Source organism: Pelagicoccus enzymogenes (assembly GCF_014803405.1).
GTDB lineage: Bacteria > Verrucomicrobiota > Verrucomicrobiia > Opitutales > Opitutaceae > Pelagicoccus > Pelagicoccus enzymogenes.
Genome location: NZ_JACYFG010000006.1, coordinates 850,820 through 869,668 on the forward strand (window position 1 = coordinate 850,820; position 18,849 = coordinate 869,668).

10 protein-coding genes are annotated in these 18,849 nt (G+C 54.0%); all 10 read right to left on the bottom strand.

All coding sequences use genetic code 11. The features are described from left to right. Positions 1–6: 6 nt before the first annotated feature. The 10 genes from IEN85_RS05910 to IEN85_RS05955 all read right to left on the bottom strand — a co-directional run bounded on the left by IEN85_RS05910 (position 7) and on the right by IEN85_RS05955 (position 18,747). On the bottom strand, positions 7–2,214 hold the full coding sequence (locus tag IEN85_RS05910; RefSeq protein ID WP_191616140.1) for a CRISPR-associated endonuclease Cas3'': 2,208 nt from the start codon (positions 2,212–2,214) through the stop codon (positions 7–9). Positions 2,215–2,670: 456 nt separating this feature from the next. Next, the gene (locus IEN85_RS05915; protein WP_191616141.1) at positions 2,671–7,020 is read right to left on the bottom strand and encodes a DEAD/DEAH box helicase; all 4,350 of its coding nucleotides are present in this window, start codon (positions 7,018–7,020) and stop codon (positions 2,671–2,673) included. Between the two features lie 62 nt (positions 7,021–7,082). Beyond that, the gene (locus IEN85_RS05920; RefSeq protein ID WP_191616142.1) at positions 7,083–8,354 is read right to left on the bottom strand and encodes a response regulator; all 1,272 of its coding nucleotides are present in this window, start codon (positions 8,352–8,354) and stop codon (positions 7,083–7,085) included. Next, positions 8,332–9,234: a PAS domain-containing protein gene (locus IEN85_RS05925; protein WP_191616143.1), complete on the bottom strand. Its 903-nt coding sequence runs from the start codon at positions 9,232–9,234 to the stop codon at positions 8,332–8,334. The genes IEN85_RS05920 and IEN85_RS05925 overlap by 23 nt, the downstream gene beginning before the upstream one ends. 37 nt (positions 9,235–9,271) lie before the next feature. Continuing rightward, positions 9,272–10,369 (bottom strand): TRAP transporter substrate-binding protein DctP, encoded by a 1,098-nt coding sequence (gene dctP / locus IEN85_RS05930; protein ID WP_191616144.1) that lies wholly within the window; start codon positions 10,367–10,369, stop codon positions 9,272–9,274. A 251-nt stretch (positions 10,370–10,620) separates the two neighbouring features. After that, positions 10,621–12,063: an adenosylhomocysteinase gene (gene ahcY / locus IEN85_RS05935; RefSeq protein WP_191616145.1), complete on the bottom strand. Its 1,443-nt coding sequence runs from the start codon at positions 12,061–12,063 to the stop codon at positions 10,621–10,623. 20 nt (positions 12,064–12,083) lie between these two features. Then, complete coding sequence (gene metK, locus IEN85_RS05940) at positions 12,084–13,262, bottom strand: methionine adenosyltransferase (RefSeq protein ID WP_191616146.1); 1,179 nt, start codon at positions 13,260–13,262, stop codon at positions 12,084–12,086. Positions 13,263–13,429: 167 nt separating this feature from the next. Next, positions 13,430–13,912 (bottom strand): hypothetical protein, encoded by a 483-nt coding sequence (locus tag IEN85_RS05945; RefSeq protein WP_191616147.1) that lies wholly within the window; start codon positions 13,910–13,912, stop codon positions 13,430–13,432. A gap of 108 nt (positions 13,913–14,020) precedes the next feature. Further along, a complete protein-coding gene (locus IEN85_RS05950; RefSeq protein WP_191616148.1) occupies positions 14,021–15,838 on the bottom strand; it encodes a T9SS C-terminal target domain-containing protein in 1,818 nt (605 codons plus the stop codon). Positions 15,839–15,873: 35 nt separating this feature from the next. Next, complete coding sequence (locus tag IEN85_RS05955) at positions 15,874–18,747, bottom strand: TonB-dependent receptor (protein WP_191616149.1); 2,874 nt, start codon at positions 18,745–18,747, stop codon at positions 15,874–15,876. Positions 18,748–18,849 lie beyond the last annotated feature (102 nt).

Consider the following 18,849-nt stretch of genomic DNA (forward strand, 5'->3'; position numbering starts at 1 on the left):
TCGTATTCAAATGTTCAGTAGCTGAGCTCCGCCGTGTTCTTCATCGAAAGTAATCCCAAAATCCTTCGAGTAATTCAGCTGTGGAGAAATAAGCACGAGAAACTGTCCATCCCTCAATTCCTCAAACGAGCCTGAATTCTCTCGAACCCATTTAGGCGGCACCTGGACCGTAAACCGCTGTAGTCGGCGGAGTAAATTTCGATGGATTGGTATCGACTCGTTCCGCAATTGCCCGATCAACGCTTCCGCCGACTCATCGAAAGGGATGATAACAGTCGTCTGCCAATCATCGATCAGCTTGAAGCACTCCGCTACGCTTCTGAACTTGAAACGAAACGGACAGTCCTTTCTACGCCCCTCGAGTCGGAAGCTCTTCACAACCTCCTTCTCGTCCCAACGACTCTTTTGTTGGTAGTAATAGAGATCAAAATAGTGATGAATCGCTTTCTCCCCCAAGAGATCGTCATGCATATCCAACACCTGGGCAGCAACCTGAGCGGTCTCCCTGAAATAGCTTTCCGCCGCCTGTTCCTCCGCTTCAAACACAAAAACCTTTCCCAAGCACGGCACCCCGTCGGCACCTTTCAATTTTCCATTTCGATTACAACGCCCAGCTGCTTGAGCGACCGAATCCAGCCCCGCCAAAGAGCGATAAACCACCGGAAAATCAACATCCACGCCAGCCTCGATAAGCTGAGTCGAAACCAGCCGCACAGGTTCTCCCTTATCCAAACACTTTCTCACTAACGCTAAAATTTGGCTACGATGCTCTGGGCACATAAGAGCCGACAAATGAAAAGCTCCCCCCGACCCATTGAGCTTTCGAAATATCTCCTGCGCGTGCTTTCTTCGATTCACAATGCACAGCACCTGCTCCGAACTCCCCATTCGCTCCGCCAGATGCTTATCCGAACACATACCAAGCTGCTCAACCTCAACACGCTTCAGCGCATCGAAAAGAGCCTTCGGGTCTTCAATAATCTCCCGACATCCCTTCAGCCCAATCGGAAACTCTTCTTCATTGTATCCAATCGCTGGTTGCGTCGCCGTGCAAAGCACTGTCGTCGTATTGTAGTGGTCGCTCAGCTCCTGCAAACTCTTCAAACACGGCTCCAAAAAGCTCACAGGCAAAGTCTGCGCTTCGTCTAATATCACCACCGCGTTCGCGATATTGTGGAGCTTGCGACAACGCGATGTCTTCGCACCATGCAAGGACTCGAAAAACTGCACGGACGTCGTGATTACAATCGAAGCATCCCAATTCTCAGCCGCCAAGCGACTTTGCTCCGTCTCCTTTTCTGGAGAAAGCGACGAATGGTGCTCCACGAGTGGCGTGAACGATTCCGTCTGTAACGGTGCCACGATCGAACGAATCACCTCAGCATTCTGCTCGATGATCGAAGAAAAGGGCACCACGTAGATAATCCGCTTTTGCCTGTTCCTCAGAGCATGCTGCAACGCAAAGCGAAGCGACGACAGCGTCTTCCCACCCCCCGTAGGAACGGTCAGCGTAAACAACCCCGCCGGAGCTCGAGCCTTTTCCACACAGTCCGCCACCACCTTCGCCCGCTGCTGGTTGACGATATCGTTACTCGCAGGTTCGCCAAACGACGCGATCCTCTCAGCGACCAGCCGATTGATCGCCTCCAAACAATTGCCTTCAACCGCATTGCGACCACCCGCCTGAGCCGCGTTCATGAAAGACTCGGTCGCCAAAAAATCCGCGTCCACCAAACAGGAAAAAAGCATACGCGAGAAGAATGATGCCACATAAGCCCCCTCTTTACCTTGCCTGATCGCATCCAACACAAACTCAGGCGGAGCCCCCGATCGACGCTCCAGAAGCTCCTCTGGAGCATTCGAGTAATCCTCAACTGTCTTTGAAAGCCGAGCCTCCTGACAACTCGTGCCATTGGAAACCACGTCTAGCAAACCACTGTGGTGCCCAACAATCCCATACGCTAGCAAATGCCCCCAAAGTCCATCCTGCTTCGCGGCCCATTGCCCACCCGCCGTCGAGTGGTCCACCGTCCCAATACACTCGTCCTCATGGGCATCGCCCACCTTCTTCCTCAAATACACCTGCCACTTAGGAGCAAATTTCCCGAGGTCATGCCAAAAACCCGCTAGCCTCCCCCACTCCCTTGCCGCCTTCGCTTCCTCGCTTCCTGCGGAAAACATCTCCTCCGCAAACCTCCCCGCCAAATACGCCACCTTGTTAAGATGCCCGTGTTGCGGGTCCCTCGATTCGCACTTCTCGCAGGGCTGCCACTCCAAGCTCCCGCACTCCTCGGAGTACAGCGGTTCCCATTCGCACAAGGGGGCAACGCTTCCATCGGGGCACGTTTTTGTGTGGGCGTAGAAACGCCGATCGGTTTCGGGGGGATCAGATTCCTGCATGTAGAGTTGGGACCGCAGCAATCCTAGCAAGCTAGCTGGGACAATTACCGTCCGACCCTAGTAATTCTTCTCAGCAACGAAAGCCAAATCAACAGAAGCTAAAAAGAATCATATCTAGCATCTATCTCCCCCATTCCCATCGGTGAAAACCCATGAACTCCACCTTTCGCTAAAACCACACCCGCACTATAGTGCCAAAGACCGCGTTCGTGACATTCGCAAGCGGTCAAATGCCAATGGATGGCAGAGAAACCTAGGCCCCGTCTCAATTCAAACAAGCACTCCCTCGACCACTACCTGCTTGTGGTCGCAGTGTAGCCTCCAGACTGATTGCAGGGACTCTAGATAGGGACTACTCCGGGCATCCTCGCCGTTGATAGATTCAAGCTTCAATTGGCTCAACGCCTGCAAGCCGAGCGCATCCGCCATCACGCCAACGATCTGCGTCAGATCTGCATCCTTGGGCTCAAGGTGAAATCGCAAAACCCGTCCACCCCGTTGAGCCTCTGCCACCAACTCGCTGCCGCGGTAGAGCAAACGCGTTGTCGCAAGGCGCTTTGGCAAAGCCGCCTTGAGCTCCTCCAAAGCAATCCCACAAAGCGAAACCGGGTCAACGGCTGACATCCAATAGATTGCCTTCTCCGGCAAAGACTTTTTCAACCGCCGCAGCGCCTCCTTGGAAGCAAACTGGAGCCCCGGGATCCCCTCGAAAAAGCGTCCTCCTACGATCTCACCAGAAAGCTCTAGCAGACGAAACGCCTTGAAAAGCTCCTTCCACCGAAAGCCCACTTGCTCGCGGAGCAACAACTCGCGAAACACAACGCCATAGCGATCCAGCACGATACGAGCTCTTTCTTTCTCAAATTCTAAGGAGTCAACGACATCCAAATCTCCAACCCTCGTGGGCAGCTTGTACCAGGCGCCCGGATACACGATCGGACGACTCGCTCGCGAGCGCCTCCCCAACCGCAATGACCGCGGGCTCTGCTCTCGCCTCGCTCCCCCTGAACAAAGCTGGAATTTTCCGTGCGCTCCCTTTCGTACTGCTGCAAATGCGTCATTCGACACCATTCCCTTCCAGACCAAGCTCCATAAAATCGCTTCCAACTCAGCGGCGCCCACAGACAACCTGTCCAAAAGCTGAGAAAAGCCAAAGCGGCCTCCCATCTCTAGAATCTCGAGCAACGCAGCTTCCTTTTCCGTTAGCGGGTCCCCTTCTTCCTCAGGGCGGAGCAACTCCCAATCTTCAGGCAAGCAAAAGCCAACCCCCGCTCCCTTCGTGCCGTACCAAAAAGTACCATCTTCAACCAGCAACGCGTCCAGTTTCGACCCGCTGTATCCATCAACTCGAGACCGCAACAACGAGCCCTCCCATTCTGAGACTGAAGCCGTCCATCCCAGCAGGCGATCCAAGCAATCCCGCAATCCATCCTCTTGCTCGTGGTTTCTCGCAACCCCTTGCCAGCTCGCAAGGAACAGGCCAAAACGGGCCAGCGGCAGAGCCTGGAATGCTGCACGTCCGCGAGCCCGCTTCATGCGCAGCAAGATTTCGAAATTTTCCGCCTCGCAAACGAACTCCGCATCCTCCCCTTCCAAGAGAGGACCCCTCACAATTCGCCTCGCATCCTCCAAGCTGTCCAGGAGCACAGTCAGCTCGACTGCAGAAGCCTCCAGCCAAGCGCGTAGTCCCTCAATCGATACGGGTCCATAGTACGAGAGGAACTCGCAGAGCAAGTCCACATCAGGAACAGGGCAAAACAAACGTTCAAAACGTTGCTTATCCTCCTTCAGGAAAACCCAACCTCCCGAGGTAGCGGCAGCGCTCCGAGCTGTCTCCAAATCGTCCTCCGGTCCGCTCGGAGAGCGGACGCTACCTCCCAAAGCGAGCCTATCGCAAAAGAGCTCCCACTCCCTTTGGGGAATCGCGATCCGATCCCGCAACCATTCCTTCAGCTCCAAGCCGTCGGTCGGCGCGTACCCTTCCGCCAATCGTTGCCGTTTCGCCTCAAAAGCGAGCACTAGCTCCTCGTCGACTTGCGGACGGTTCTCCGCGTCGAACGCTACGGAGCGAACCAAGTCTTCACGCAAATTCGAACGCCCCGAACCGCTGGGACTATCGGTCGCGTACATGTACTCGTCGTTGATCTGTCGCCACGCCACACTGGAAGCAAACGGACTTGCCTTGCTCCCGCGGGTCATGGTTACCGAAATTTCGCCCTGTTCCAACTCTCCCAAAACCAGACGCAGCGAATCCATGTCGAAAGCATCCTTCAGGCAACTGCGCCATGCCTCCAAAAGAAGCGGGAAGTCGTCGTAACGCTGCACGGATTCGAACAGTTTCTTGGAACGCATACGACTCAGCCAAAGCGGCAATCGCTGCCCTGCCTTGTTTCGCGTGATCAGCAGCGAGGTTCCTGCGGCCTCACGAAAACGGGCGCCAAAAAAACCAGAGCCTTCCAAGCGGTTCCGCAACAAGGTATCCACATTTCTTAGACTCACAAGACCCAGAACTTCCTCTAGCGAGACCTCGTCCGACAACATCACGACCACACAGTCGTTGTTCACGTATACCTCCGTCCTATGTCCGAAGGACTCGCTCCAAGCAGCGTCTAAGGCCAAGGCATAGGGTCGATTCACCCGTCCACCCCAGTGGGTGTGCAGCACCAACTGCTGCCCGGGAGCGCCTCCGGGGGCCGCGTCGATGACTTCAGCCAGCAGGTGATGCCGATGAGGCAAGCCTCGCCCCGTCGCCAAACGCTGCCGCTCAAGGAACTCCTGCAAGGCCTTGGATGCGACCGCATCCATTTTGAACCGTTTCTGAAGCTCGTCGACAAAACCGGCACTGCCACAACGCTCGTCAGCCCATTCCAAAAATTCTCCGATGCGATTCGAAAAGTGAAAATCTCGATCGAAGACATCCGCTCTCCAAAAAGGGGGAGCTTCTTCGCCACCACTTGCCGGAGAGACCAGCACGTCGTTGTAGGTAATCTGGTCGATTCGCCAGCTTTGTACCCCTAAAGTGAATACTTCTCCAATCTTCCTCTCCCAAACAAACTCTTCATCCAGTTCGCCTATCCGCCCACCGTTGCCGCTGTGGCGCAAATGGAAATAACCTCGATCCGGAATCACTCCTCCCGAAAAATAGAAAGCCATCAACGCTCCCTTTCGCAAGGTCGCCGTGTTGGCCTCCCGGTCGATCGCAATCCTCGCTTTAAGCTCCCGCAAGCGGCTCCCCGCATAACGTCCCGCTTGCATGTTTAAAACAAGGTCGAAGACTTCTCGCGACAACGATCGGTAAGGGTAGGCATTGCGAACCAGTGAAAAGAGAGCGTCGATTTCTTGGGGTCCCGAACCGAGCATCGAAACCAGCACCTGCGCCAGCACGTCTAGCGGCGCCTCGACCGGATGTACCGCTTCGATAGCTCTTTCCTGTATCGACTGCGACAATACAGCCGACTCCAAAAAATCGCGGGAATGCGACGGAAAAACCACAGCTCGACTAATCGCCCCGACTTGATGCCCCGCTCTTCCCACCTTCTGCACCGCCGAGGAAATCTGTCCGGGACACTGCACCATGACCACGCAATCCAGGGCACCCACATCGATTCCCATCTCCAGAGAGTTAGTTGCTACGATTGCCTTCAGCTCCCCCTTCTTTAGTCGTTGCTCTACCGCAAAGCGAATTTCCTTCGAAAGCGATCCATGATGCGAATACGCGATTGGCGCCGGCTCATCCCGATTGATCTTGTAAGCCAACTTCTCGCAGAGCTTTCGGCTGTTTACGAAGATGAGCGTAGAACGGTTATCAGACACCAGCACCTTGAGGTCCTGCACGATCGGGCGCCAAAAGTCATCGTCATTCGCGTCTTCGTTCGCTTCCGCCGGAAACCGGACCGAAATCTCATAAGACTTGCTCGCCTCCGAGCGAGCCCGCGCAACTGTTCGGGGAACTCCGTCCTTGTATCCACCAATATAGGACGCGACCAGCTCCATAGGGCGCACGGTCGCGGATAGCGCGATACGTTGAAACTCGCCGCAAAGATGGGCTAAACGCTCGACAGCGGTCATCAAGTAGACCCCACGCTTGCTTCCTACCACGGAATGGACTTCGTCGATGACAACGGACCGGATCCCCTGCAGGGAACGTTGCCCATCCTTTGAAGTAAGGAGCAGGTTGAGGCTTTCCGGAGTGGTGATGAGGATTTCCGGCGGATGGCGCAACATCTTGCGGCGATCGCCCTGCTGCGTGTCGCCGCTTCGAGTCATCACCCGAATCTCCGGCCAAGCGACTCCCTCTTCCTCGAAAAGCTCCCGCAGGGCTTCCAAGGGCCCCAGCAAGTTCCGACGGATGTCGTTATTCAGCGCTTTCAAGGGAGAGACGTAGAGCACTCGAGTCTGGCCAAGCTCCCATTCGCCGGAGGCGAGTTGGCTTATGGCCCAAAGGAAGGAGGCCAAGGTCTTTCCGCTACCCGTTGCGGCAGAGATCAAGCAGTGCTCGCCCGCTGAAATCAAGCGCCACGCCTTCCTCTGAATGTCCGTCGGCTCTCCCAGCTCGTCCGTGAACCAACGCGCAACTAAGGGGTGAAAACGTTCAAAGGCGGTATCAGGAAGGGGAAGCATGAAAAAGAAGGCAGGCTAAAGCGTCGCTATCGCCATGCCAATCACGATTCCCGCGAACAAGCCTAGGCTTTGATGCGGCGATCACGCCACAATCTCAGCTTTTTTTCGAGGACCATCACCGAGTATGGCTTCGCCAAAAAGTCGTCGAAGCCACGCTCCTTGCATTGGGCCTCCGTAATTGCCGAGGCGTGGGCAGTGAACGCGATTACCGGGGTCTCCTTGTTCTTCTCCGAGCGCTGCCGGATCTCCTCCATCGCCTCGAACCCGTCCATATCATCCATTTCCAAGTCCATCAAAACAAGGTCTACTTGAGCTTCATCGGCTCGTTCCACCGCCTCCGCCCCCGAAGAAGCGGAGATGGTCTCGTAGCCGAGCTTCTTCAATTGAACTTCAATCAAGCGACGGTTTTCAGTGTCGTCCTCCACGACGAGCACGCACTTGCCCGCAGTCTGCGTCAGGGTGGCGGCTTCCTCAGCCGACGCGGCACTTGGGTGGGCTGCTTCCACGTCGACGGGGATTTCCAGCCAAAACTCGGTGCCCTTGCCCAGCTCGCTCCGACAGCCTATTTCTCCCCCCATCGCTTCAGCCAGCTTGCTGCTGATCGCTAGACCGAGGCCGATACCCTGGTGCTTGCGGCGAAGCGAGGAGTCAACCTGCGTAAAAGCTTGAAAGACCTTCTCGATGTCTTCCTCCGCAATCCCTATTCCCGTATCCTTAACGGATAGACGAAGTTTCCCAGGAACTAGTAATGTCTCTATGGATACACTCCCCTCGCTCGTGAACTTGATGGCGTTCACAAGAAAATTCAATGCGATCTGCTCGAACTTTGTCTTATCGCATACGATATGAAAGTCTCCGCCCTTTTCCTCCAATCCGCCCGCAAAACGATGCTCGGCGCCGACGCTTAGCGTTTTCTTATCCGCCTCCAACTTAACTGAACCCAGCAGGTTTTCGCAAACGGACCGGTAATCGAACACCGTCACCTCACATTGCGAAGGATCACGCTCAAGTTTCGTGTATTCCAGAACCGACTCGATCAAACGGAGCAAGTGCGAGGCCGAGTTCAAGAGCACTCCCATTTGCTCCAGCAACTCAGGATCCTCCAGCTCGTCGTTGATCAAGTTTCCAAAGCCGATAATCGGATTCAAAGGCGTACGCAACTCGTGGCTCATGATCGAAAGAAAGTCGTCCTTGGCCCGGCTAGAAGCTTCCGCCCGATCCCTGGCAGATTCGAGTTCTCGATTGCGCTGCTTGAGCGCCTCTTCCGCCTCCTTCAATTCTTCAATACCTTGGAATACCGTGACCGTGTAATCAGAAACCTGGCCTTCCAACATCACAGGCGAGACACTGGCATAGACAAACTTGCCCTCTTTTTCCCTCGAGAGACACGCGAGCCTCCCCCGACCAAACACGATCCTTCGAAGTTCCATTCCAGATGGAGAGCAGCGTATCTACGCTCTCACTACTTTCCACGCTTAGATCGAGAGGCTTCCCCACCATCGCGCCTTTCCGCCTTTCAAACATACGGCAGAAAAAAGGATTCACGTCGACAACGACCCCCTTGCGATCCGTCACCACAACCGCTTCTCGTAAGGACTCGATTACATGGCTCGCAATACTCAGCTCTCGCATGGGAGCGATCAATGCCTTGCGCAAGATGAAGAACAGGCAGGCAACGATAAGGACCGAGACAGAGAGGGCTTCAGCCACGTCGATGAGCAATGTGTTGCGAATCAGGTTTCGATTCTCCCTCGAGCTGAGGTAAACGCGCACGTTACCAATCGTCATCGGACCGTTTTTGATCGCCTCGTAGAAACTCAAATCCGCCTCGCTTTGGATTCGCTTCTCCAAAGCCTCATTGTAACCCACCAACGCTTCGCCATCTCGAAAACGCCCCATGTAGACGTGCCCAAAATTCCCATACACAACAACCCCAAGAACAAAGGTATCGCGAAATTCCGAGTCTAGGACGGCCGATGAGACCTCCGCAGAATACTCTCGGTGGTCAGACTTACGATAAATATCCCATATGGTCGGCGATATTGCGTCCACGATGCGCAAGGCCACATTCTCCGCTCGGCGTTCCAAGTCCTTATCCAAGCCTCGCTTCGTCACCGAAAAGCGAACAGCCGTGAACCCCGAAATCAGAATAAACACAGTCAGAACAAGTACCCAAAAAAGGAATACAGATCTATGTTCAACAAACTTCTTCATTCATACTTTCGGCTTACGCTACCCCCTCTGCCTAAACTCAATCATACGCTCCAAAGTACTCGTAGTAGCGGTTGTAGCGCTCCTTGAAGGCTTGCTTCTCCGAGATCAGCCTCTTCGTGTAATCATCCCGGGCCCGATATCCTTCAAGGATTGACTCGTTGGCGACGCGCCAACGCTCGATGTCCTCCTTGCTCCAGGCATGAAAGTTCACATTGGCCTGCTTGAGCGCCTCGAGAGCATCGAAGTCCGCCAACTTCGACTTCACGGTGGTCGTCAAGGCATACGCTTTTAGAGCGGACTCCAATATCGCTTTCAGGTCCTCGCCAAGCTCGTCGTATGCCGCTTCGTTTATCAGAAAATCGGATACAACTGCAGGTTGCCAGATCGCCGGAACAATCGCGTTAGGGCTGACATCGTGCAGATTCAAATCCAAGACGCCTCTCGCGGTCGTCCATTCAACTGCATCGATCAAGCCCTGCTCTAAGGCAGGGCGCATCTCCTCCGGAACGAGCGGAATCGTGTAGGCCCCCGATGCCTCCGTGAAGACTTCACCCGGCAAGCCCGGACCGATGCGGACCTTCTTGTCCTTCAAGTCGTCGAGCCCCATGATCGGCTCCTTCGAAAGCAAGCCAAACTCCATGCCCGGCCACCAAGCCGGTCTCCAAATGATCCCGTCTCCGCTAGCCAACTCGTTGGCCAAAGCCGTGCCTTCCCCCTCCAAGAAGAACATCATGGAGGCGTCCAAGTTCATGAAGTCGAACGGCCCCGCATTCATGACCGACCAAGAAGGATGCCGGCCCGACCACCAATTCGGCCATCCGTTGCCCATCTCTACCCGACGTTCCGACACCGCCGCATAAATGTCCGGGCCGCTGGCAACTTCGCCGCCGGGAACAGGGCGGATGAGCAACCTTCCGCCCGACATCAACTTCACCTGCTCCGCCATCTCCAAGAGCTCGACGAAATCCAAGCTGCCCGCTGTGGCTTGGGACTGCAGCACCCATTCGTGAGGCGTTTGCCTCTGCGAAGAACAGCCCTGCAGCAGGATCAGGAACAGGCAAAGCGATACGACCAGGCAACCGAAGATGAGAGCGGAACCGAATCGAGAGGATAGGTAGGAGGGTGTAGCGAGCACTCAGCGAATGAAAGCGGCTGGCAAACGCTGTCAAACCAAGCCGTAACAATCGTAAAAGAGACCGTCAACGGCTCGCAGGAAACGCTGAGTCGAGCAGCCCTTGTGGACCGGTTCTGCCCGGCCCACCGCAGAGGAGTCGTTCCTTAAAGGCTGAAGCGTAGAAAACGACTTTCCACCACCTTTGCGGATGAACCAAAAAAAGCCCCGTCCGGAGAACCGGACGAGGCGCAAAATGGAAGCTTAGCGAAACGCTAGTAGCGATAGTGGGCAGGCTTGAAGGGGCCCGCTTGGTTCACGCCGATGTAGTCCGCCTGCTCAGGAGTGAGCTTGGTCAGCTTCACCCCAATCTTGTCGAGGTGGAGGCGAGCCACTTCCTCGTCGAGCTCCTGGGCGAGACGGTAAACGCCTACCTTGTACTCGTCCTTCTTCTTCCAGAGATCGATCTGAGCGAGCGTCTGGTTCGCGAAGGAGTTCGACATGACGAAGGATGGGTGACCCGTCGCGCAACCGAGGTTCACGAGGCGTCCGCCAGCCAACAAGAAGATGGCGTTGCCGTCGGGGAATGTGTACTGGTCGACCTGCGGCTTGATATTCAGATGCTGGATACCGGGATACTTGAGCAGCTTGTCTACTTGGATCTCGTTGTCGAAGTGACCGATGTTACAAACGATCGCCTGGTCCTTCATCGCCTTCATATGCTCGAGGGTGATGATGTCCTTGTTGCCGGTGGTGGTGACGTAGATGTCGGCACGGCCCAGAGTGTCCTCGACTGTCGTAACTTCAAAGCCTTCCATGGCAGCCTGCAGGGCGCAGATCGGATCGATCTCAGTGACGATCACACGAGCTCCCATGCCGACGAGGGCTTGAGCGCAGCCCTTGCCCACGTCGCCGTATCCACAAACCACTGCCACCTTGCCGCCTGTCATGACGTCGGTAGCGCGCTTGATGCCGTCGATCAGCGACTCGCGACAACCGTAGAGGTTGTCGAACTTGGACTTGGTCACGGAGTCGTTCACGTTAATGGCAGGCACCAAAAGCTGACCAGCCTTCTCCATGTGGTAGAGACGGTGTACGCCAGTGGTCGTTTCTTCAGAAACGCCCTTCCACTCCTTCACCACGTCGTGCCAACGCGTGGGATTTTCAGCGTGGGTTTGCTTGAGCAGGTTCTTGATGATCTGCTCCTCTTCGGAACCGGATTCCGTGTTAACCCAGTCGCTGCCGTCCTCGAGCTCGTAGCCCTTGTGGATCAGCAAGGTCGCGTCGCCACCGTCGTCGACGATCAGCTGCGGGCCAAGGCCGCCAGGGAAACGGAGCGCTTGGTCCGTGCACCACCAGTATTCTTCCAAGGTCTCGCCCTTCCAGGCAAAAACCGGAACGCCTGCCGCCGCGATAGCCGCCGCCGCGTGGTCCTGAGTTGAGTAGATGTTGCAAGATACCCAACGCACGTCGGCGCCGAGGTCGACCAAGGTCTCGATGAGGACCGCGGTCTGGATCGTCATGTGCAAAGAGCCCATGATGCGCACGCCTGCCAGCGGCTTCTCGGCAGCGTACTTGGCGCGGACGCCCATGAGGCCCGGCATCTCCGCTTCCGCGATGGTGATTTCCTTGCGGCCGAATTCGGCGTGTTCCTGGAACTCTTCTGGGGTCTTGGCTGCTACCTTGTACGGCAGCGTTTCTGTCGTTGTTTCACTCATTATTTCTTCTCCTCCTCTAGTTATTGGAATTTCGTAACCGCCTTTTTGAGAGCTGCGACCTTATCCGTCTGCTCCCAAGGCAAGTCGTCCTTGCCGAAGTGGCCGTAGTTGGTGGTGCCGCGGTAGATCGGACGCAGCAAGTTGAGCTGCTTGACGATGTTAGCCGGCTTGAAGCTGAACACTTCGGAAACCGCAGCTTCGATCGCCTCTTCGGCGACGGAGCTGGTGCCAAAAGTATCCACCGTCACGCTCACAGGCTCGGGGTAGCCGATCGCGTAAGCAACCTGCAGCTCCGCCTTCGAGGCCAAGCCAGCGGCCACGATGTTCTTCGCGACCCAACGGCACATGTAGGCAGCGGAACGGTCGACCTTGGAAGGGTCCTTGCCCGAAAAGGCGCCACCACCGTGACGGCCCGCGCCACCGTAGGTGTCCACGATGATCTTGCGGCCCGTGAGACCCGCGTCGCCCTGAGGCCCGCCGATTACGAAACGGCCAGTCGGGTTGACCAAAAACTTGGTGTTCTTAGTGATGAGCTTCTTGGGCAGGCACTTCTTGATGACCTTGTTGACCATGAAATCCTCGATCGTTTTCTTGGACACGTCGGCCGAGTGCTGCGTAGAAATGACCACTGCGGTGATCTCCGCGATCTTGCCGTTCTCGTAACGGACCGAAACCTGCGACTTGCAGTCCGGACGCAACCACTTCGCTTGGCGGCCACCGTGGCGTACGCGAGCGATCTCGCGGCCGATGCGGTGCGAGTACATGAGGGCCGCCGGCATCAATTCCGGCGTTTCGTCGCAGGCAAAGCCGAACATGATGCCCTGGTCGCCAGCCCCTTGCTCCGCCGTGTCCTTGCCCTTGGCCTTCTTGGCGTCCACGCCCTGGGCGATGTCCGGAGATTGGCTGGTAAGGTTGTTGGTGATGAAAACCTGGTCGGCATGGAAAACGTCGTCGTCGTTGACGTAGCCAATCTCGCGGATGGCGTTGCGGACGATGTCCTCGTAGTTGAGCTTCGCCTTCGTGGTGATCTCACCTGCCAAGACGACCGCGTTGCTCTTCACGAGCGTCTCGCAAGCGACGCGGCTGGTTGGATCCTGCTCGAGGCAGGCGTCCAAGACGCTGTCTGAAATGTAGTCAGAAACCTTGTCGGGGTGTCCCTCGGCAACGGATTCAGAGGAAAATACGAAGTTTTTTGGCATAGTGGTACGATCGATTTTTCTAGAATTTCAGGAGGCGAAACGAATGCATCCCATCAACGTATGCGGATTTGTTGATATGAAACTTGAGAAAAATCAAGAACCGAGTTGCAAATGGCACGTTAAACGTGCTCCAAGCACGGCAGCGGACAGTGGCCAACGTGAGGATTTTAATCTTCGACGCTCCGCGAGAGCAGGGCTTCCCTTCTCTTTCTCGCGTTTTCTTTGCGGAGTTCCTGCACGCGCTCGAAGGACATTACCATCGTTGCGTCGAAGGAGATCTCTGCCTCGCTTTTCCGCCGCTCTCGAACTTTTTGAGCTAAGTTGAGCGGCCGTACCTTGGCCTCCCTCAGTTGGATTTTCTTCACATCGCCCCCTCTGGCAACCGTTGCCGATGGCGGCGAAAGGCTCGCAGAGACAATTGCGATCCCCATCCTTTCACGCCCAACTTCAATCCAACCGAGATGGCCATTTTGCTTGTGCGATAGACTCACTTTTGTGGAGCCTCCGAATTCAAATACACCCGTCAATTCCAACAGATCTAGTTCGGCTGCCCAGACAGGTGCGGCAACCAACGAAGCGATGAGACAAAACAAGAGGACGAGACGGTCCCGCAGCACAGCCACCGCAATTCTCTTTCGGGCAATATTCATTGCTTTAACTCCCACTGATTCAAAACGAACAAAACCGGCCCCCCCGCCAAGGAGGGCCAGTCCCCGTAATCACAAAGCCAATCGGCTTTGAAAGATTTTGCTCAACGACTAATCGACGAAAGTGACAGCCATAACTGATTCGCCGGCTGTACCATCTGGATTGTACACATCAACTGAGTAGGCACCCGGATTGAGCGAGAGAAGGGCAATCGCGCTAGTGGTATCTCCAGTGAGGTCACCACGATCATAAACGCGGTACATGGCCTCGATAGCGTCCTTCTGGTCCGTCTCAGCCCAGTTGGTCCAGATCTTGTTGTCCATGATGTACTCGCCTTCGCTGTAGCTGTAGATTCTGAAGGCTGTGGAGGAGGCAGCTGTAAGTACCGGCGGGGTTAGGTTAAGGAGAGCTTGCCCCTCAGCGTGGATCATCACCATACGAGGTACATCACCAGTTACAATAAGCCCCATAGCACGGACTTCTCCAGCACCCACGTCGAGGTCAGTACGAACTGCCGTGGCAAAGATTTCGCCACTTTTACGCTCGATAGACTCCGGGAGGTAGCCATCGATGGATAGCTTCGTCCATCCAGCTGCCCAATTGGTTTCACCGAATGCACCTTGGAAGTCTACGTCGAGGAACCAACCATCAGCTGGCTCGTCCTTGAGAGCGTTAGTAAATGCTGGGCTGGCAGCCATGGGGCGAGGGTCGAGTCCACCGTCTGCGATACGACTCACACCGTAGAGCATCGGGTCTTGGATCGTGTTGCCCTTACCGGTTGCGGTCAAAAAGGTTACAATGTCTGCATTGGAAGAAAGACCGTTGGCTGTTCCGTCACCAAGATTATACCAAATGTTGTTGCGGAAATCGATACGAGTCACTCCGTCGCTAACTTCTGTCAAACCCGAGATAGAGTCGCCAGCAATTGCGACACCCCCACCCGCAAAATCCATGAAGATGGAGTTGTAGTAGTGAACACCCGCGTCATCTTCGATGCTGAATACTTCTTCGTTTTGGTTAGCACCGATATAGGTCGCATTGTAGATGTCGCCCATACCTCGATAGGGGTGACCTGCTGGAGTCTGAGCAAAACTGGCCGTTCCATCGTGCTCTCCAGCGTGATCCATTTCGGCACTGCCAGCGATACCAGTAGTACCGATAGTGAACCAGAACTGTCCACGACCGGTCCAACCTTGGTCATAGTCAAAGCTCTCGTCGTTACAGTAAGCTGCGACGAGGTAACGAGCGTCTACCGTTCCACCAAACCACTCAAATCCGTCGTCTTTGTTGGCAAATACTTCGACGAACTCAATTGTGGTTCCACGACCAACGCCACCCATGGTAAGACCGTTGATTTCATTACCTGAACCGATTTCGGATCCACCATGGCGAATAGACACATAGCGAAAAATACCTGAATTGTCATCTGGATCCAATCCTCCGAACTCCGTCCAAGTATTGGATTCTTGGTTGTCTAGGCCTTCGACGTTTTCCAAGGTCGGAATTTGCGGATCAGAAAGAAAGTCACCTGTTGTGCCCTGCTTGTGAGAGTTCACAGGAGCTGCACCGAGGATGATGACACCACCCCAGAGATTGGTTTGACCCGCACCAAAAGAACCATCCAATGGATCATCTTCAGCTGTGAAGATGATCGGATCACTTGGAGTTCCCATGGCGAAAATTTTCGAACCGCGAGTAATGATCAATGCGGTCGCTGGGTCCGCGGGCGCAGCAGGTTTACCTCCCTTGATCACAGTGCCCGGCTCAATTGTCAAAGACGCACCATCTGTAACATAAATTTGGCCCTTGAGGACATAAGTTGTGTCCTTCGTCCAGACCGTGTCCGTAGTAATGTTAGCGGTAATATCCTCACCGTAACTCATTAAGCAAGCGGCAATACCTGCAAGCGATGTTATTATACGTTTCATAGAAGTTCTGTGGATTACAGTTCTTTGTGGTTATATTATTCGAATCTTTTCGAAAAGCTCAGCGAAATAGTCCTTCCCTTAGACACATCAGAATAGACAAGATGTTCGTCGAAATCATCCCAAAATATCTGATTGCCATCATCTAGTATATTCTTAATCGACAGCTTCATCTTATACCCTCTCGGTAAACTTCTAGAGTATATAAAATCCAAGCTATCTCCACCGGCTTGATACACATCAGGCAATCCATCCCTTGAAACTAAATATAGACTCTCTCCGGTATGGTTATACACAAAACTGTATGACTCTCCCTTTTCGATCCGATTCCAGAAAACGTCTAAGTTACCGATCAACGAGGATTGACCTTGTAGCTCACGCGTTAGGGATACATCGGGGTCCCGAAGTCGCTTTTCGATGAGCTCCTCCTGGGATCTGTCCACTTCAGATTCGAGGATCGAAAAGTTACCGCCCACAGAGAATTCACTATTCTCGTTACTGAGAAACGCCAATCGTCTCCGAGCCTCAAATTCTACACCGGAAACAGTCCCTTCATCTACGTTAACATAGGTCAACTGACCTTCTGAGTAATTCTGCTCGATTGGGTTGTGCATATCCTTAGAGAACACACTAAACGCAAGTAGGTCAGTGCCCTCCAAGAACCACTCATACCTCAAGTCAAAATTCTCTATTCTCGTACGAGTGAGCGAAGAGTTCCCAATAAAGACCTCTCCTCCCACGTTGTCGAAAGAACCAAAAGGTGAGAGTTCTCTGAAATTCGGACGAGCTAGGGTCTTGGAATAAGCAAATCTGAGATTCTGACTTTCGGTCAACTCGTGAACGATCTGAACAGCAGGAAGCCAATCGCTATTGTCTAAATCGCCACTGTTGGGAATAAGATTCCCATTTGCCCTGAAACTCTGAACTTCTATGTTAGCTTCTTCTATTCTAGCACCAGTGACCAATCTCCATTTCTCAAGAGGTCGAAAGTCAGCCATCATATAGGCTGCATCAGTTTTCTGAATACCATTATATTTTGGTACAAAGCCTGCGAACTCCCGAACGTAACGCTGAATCTGACCTTCACCGTTGAACCCTAACTTCTCCTCATCAAGGAAGGAGTAAGCAACTCCATCATACGAGGTGGCAAGGTTATCGATATAGATAAATGCACGCTCTTTAAAATTTCGCGTCGTCTCGCTTGTGAGAAAGCCAAACTTGATTTCGCCCGATTTGCCTCCAAAAGGCAGTTTGAAATCGGCTTTCAGCTCGTCAGTGGACTCATCCAAATTTCTCCAATAGCGACGCGGACCGGGGAAATTACCTTCATAGGCAGCCCTTCCATTTTCGCCCGGCTCCACCGAATCGTAAAAGAGCCGGAAGTCAGGCTCTTCTTGGACACTCTTGCTAGTCGCAGCCTCCCAGTTCACCTCTAATCCAGCAAGCCCATCAAACTTGTGTTCTCCGAATAACTGGTAGGAAGAGAGAGCTCGCTCGGTATAGTGTAGGTTGCGCACCCGAAAAGTTCCATCGCCCGCCCCTATGAAGTATTCACCTTCGCGATAAATCGCTTCATCAGCACCGCTCTGGTTGTACATCGTTTTAACACCTACTTCATGACTCCCCCCGAAGGTAACCGCAGCATTCAGGACGGAACCCCACTGTGCTTCATCGACCCCCTTGGACTCAACAAAGCCTTCTTTAACCCCCAATTGGAAATCTCTACCTACAAGCTCGTAGCGCCCCACTTCGCCATCATCGTAGGCGGAGAAACTCCGCTTATAATTGAAACTGCCGATAACACCGAGGACCGGACCATCAGCTGAGTCATTCAAAGGGTAACGGTCTCCAAAAGAGACAGAGAAGGAGTGATTCAAAGGAGCCGTTTTGAGACGTGGTGCGAGTTCCGAACTGAAAGACTTTACCGCAGCATCAATGAGTTCTAAGCCAGCTTGATCTTCACCGTTTGGCGAAAAAGGGACCGAACCTGCATCAACGATAACCTGAGGCACAGACCTGTGGCCATCATCAGTGCCCAGCCAATCAGAATCTCCTCCTTCGGATGCCAAGTAATCGCGGAAAGTAGTTTTTTCGTTGTAACTGACGCCGAAGCTAAAGGTTAAGAAACCAGCATCCGGAATAGACTTGGTAACGACGTTAACCGAACCACCCGTGAAACTCCCGGCTTTATCTGGGGTGAACGATTTGGTCGTAACAATCGACTCGATAATACCGGAGGGAAACTGGTCTAGCTGGACAGCACGCTTGTCAGGATCCGCACTGGGAACAGTAGATCCGTTGAGTGTGGTATTGTTGTAGCGGTCGGACAAACCGCGGACCACCATGTATTTTCCATCAGCTATAGAAACTCCAGTCGTCTTGGAAAGTGCGTCCGCCGCATCACCAACTCCTAGTCTGCTAAACGACTCCGAACCGATCGCGTCACTGATGGAGGATGCTTTCTGCCTCTCGGACAATAGCGCTAAGCTCGAGCCCTCCAGCGCTTTCGCCTTTACGGTGAAACCGTCTAACTCGACGATTTCTGAGTTGTCCCCATAAAGTGGAACATCGACTCGGGCAACACCACCGGAAGCAACTTCAAGCTCCTCGACACGCGATGCTTTATAGTACATAGCAGAAGCCATGACTGTGTGTTCGCCAGCCGGGACATTCACAATGATGAACCGTCCGTCCTTGTCACTCGTGGCAGTCAAAGGAGTACCCAATATCGCAACGCGAACACCAGACACACCTCCACCGAACTCGGCATCGACAACGGTACCAGAAACGATACCGGAAACGCCTGCTTCTTGGGCAGACGCTTGGGTTGAAAACAGGACCACTGCTATTGTTGCCAACAACAGTTTGGCGAGGCCCCAATTGGACTTTGTTTTACGGGAATTTTGAAACATATCAGTAGATGATTAGGCCATGAAAGACTCTGAAGGCCTTATAAATCTCAATGGGAAAGACGGCCCGTCACCATCTTGTCACCTCTGCGTCACGCGTTCCGA

Excerpts from the sequence above, each read along its gene's own strand:
- ahcY (WP_191616145.1), bottom strand. The coding sequence starts at position 12,063 with ATGAGTGAAACAACGACAGAAACGCTGCCGTACAAGGTAGCAGCCAAG.
- IEN85_RS05955 (WP_191616149.1), bottom strand. The coding sequence starts at position 18,747 with ATGTTTCAAAATTCCCGTAAAACAAAGTCCAATTGGGGCCTCGCCAAA.
- IEN85_RS05925 (WP_191616143.1), bottom strand. The coding sequence starts at position 9,234 with ATGAAGAAGTTTGTTGAACATAGATCTGTATTCCTTTTTTGGGTACTT.
- IEN85_RS05950 (WP_191616148.1), bottom strand. The coding sequence starts at position 15,838 with ATGAAACGTATAATAACATCGCTTGCAGGTATTGCCGCTTGCTTAATG.
- IEN85_RS05915 (WP_191616141.1), bottom strand. The coding sequence starts at position 7,020 with ATGCTTCCCCTTCCTGATACCGCCTTTGAACGTTTTCACCCCTTAGTT.
- IEN85_RS05945 (WP_191616147.1), bottom strand. The coding sequence starts at position 13,912 with ATGAATATTGCCCGAAAGAGAATTGCGGTGGCTGTGCTGCGGGACCGT.
- IEN85_RS05920 (WP_191616142.1), bottom strand. The coding sequence starts at position 8,354 with ATGTTGGAAGGCCAGGTTTCTGATTACACGGTCACGGTATTCCAAGGT.
- metK (WP_191616146.1), bottom strand. The coding sequence starts at position 13,262 with ATGCCAAAAAACTTCGTATTTTCCTCTGAATCCGTTGCCGAGGGACAC.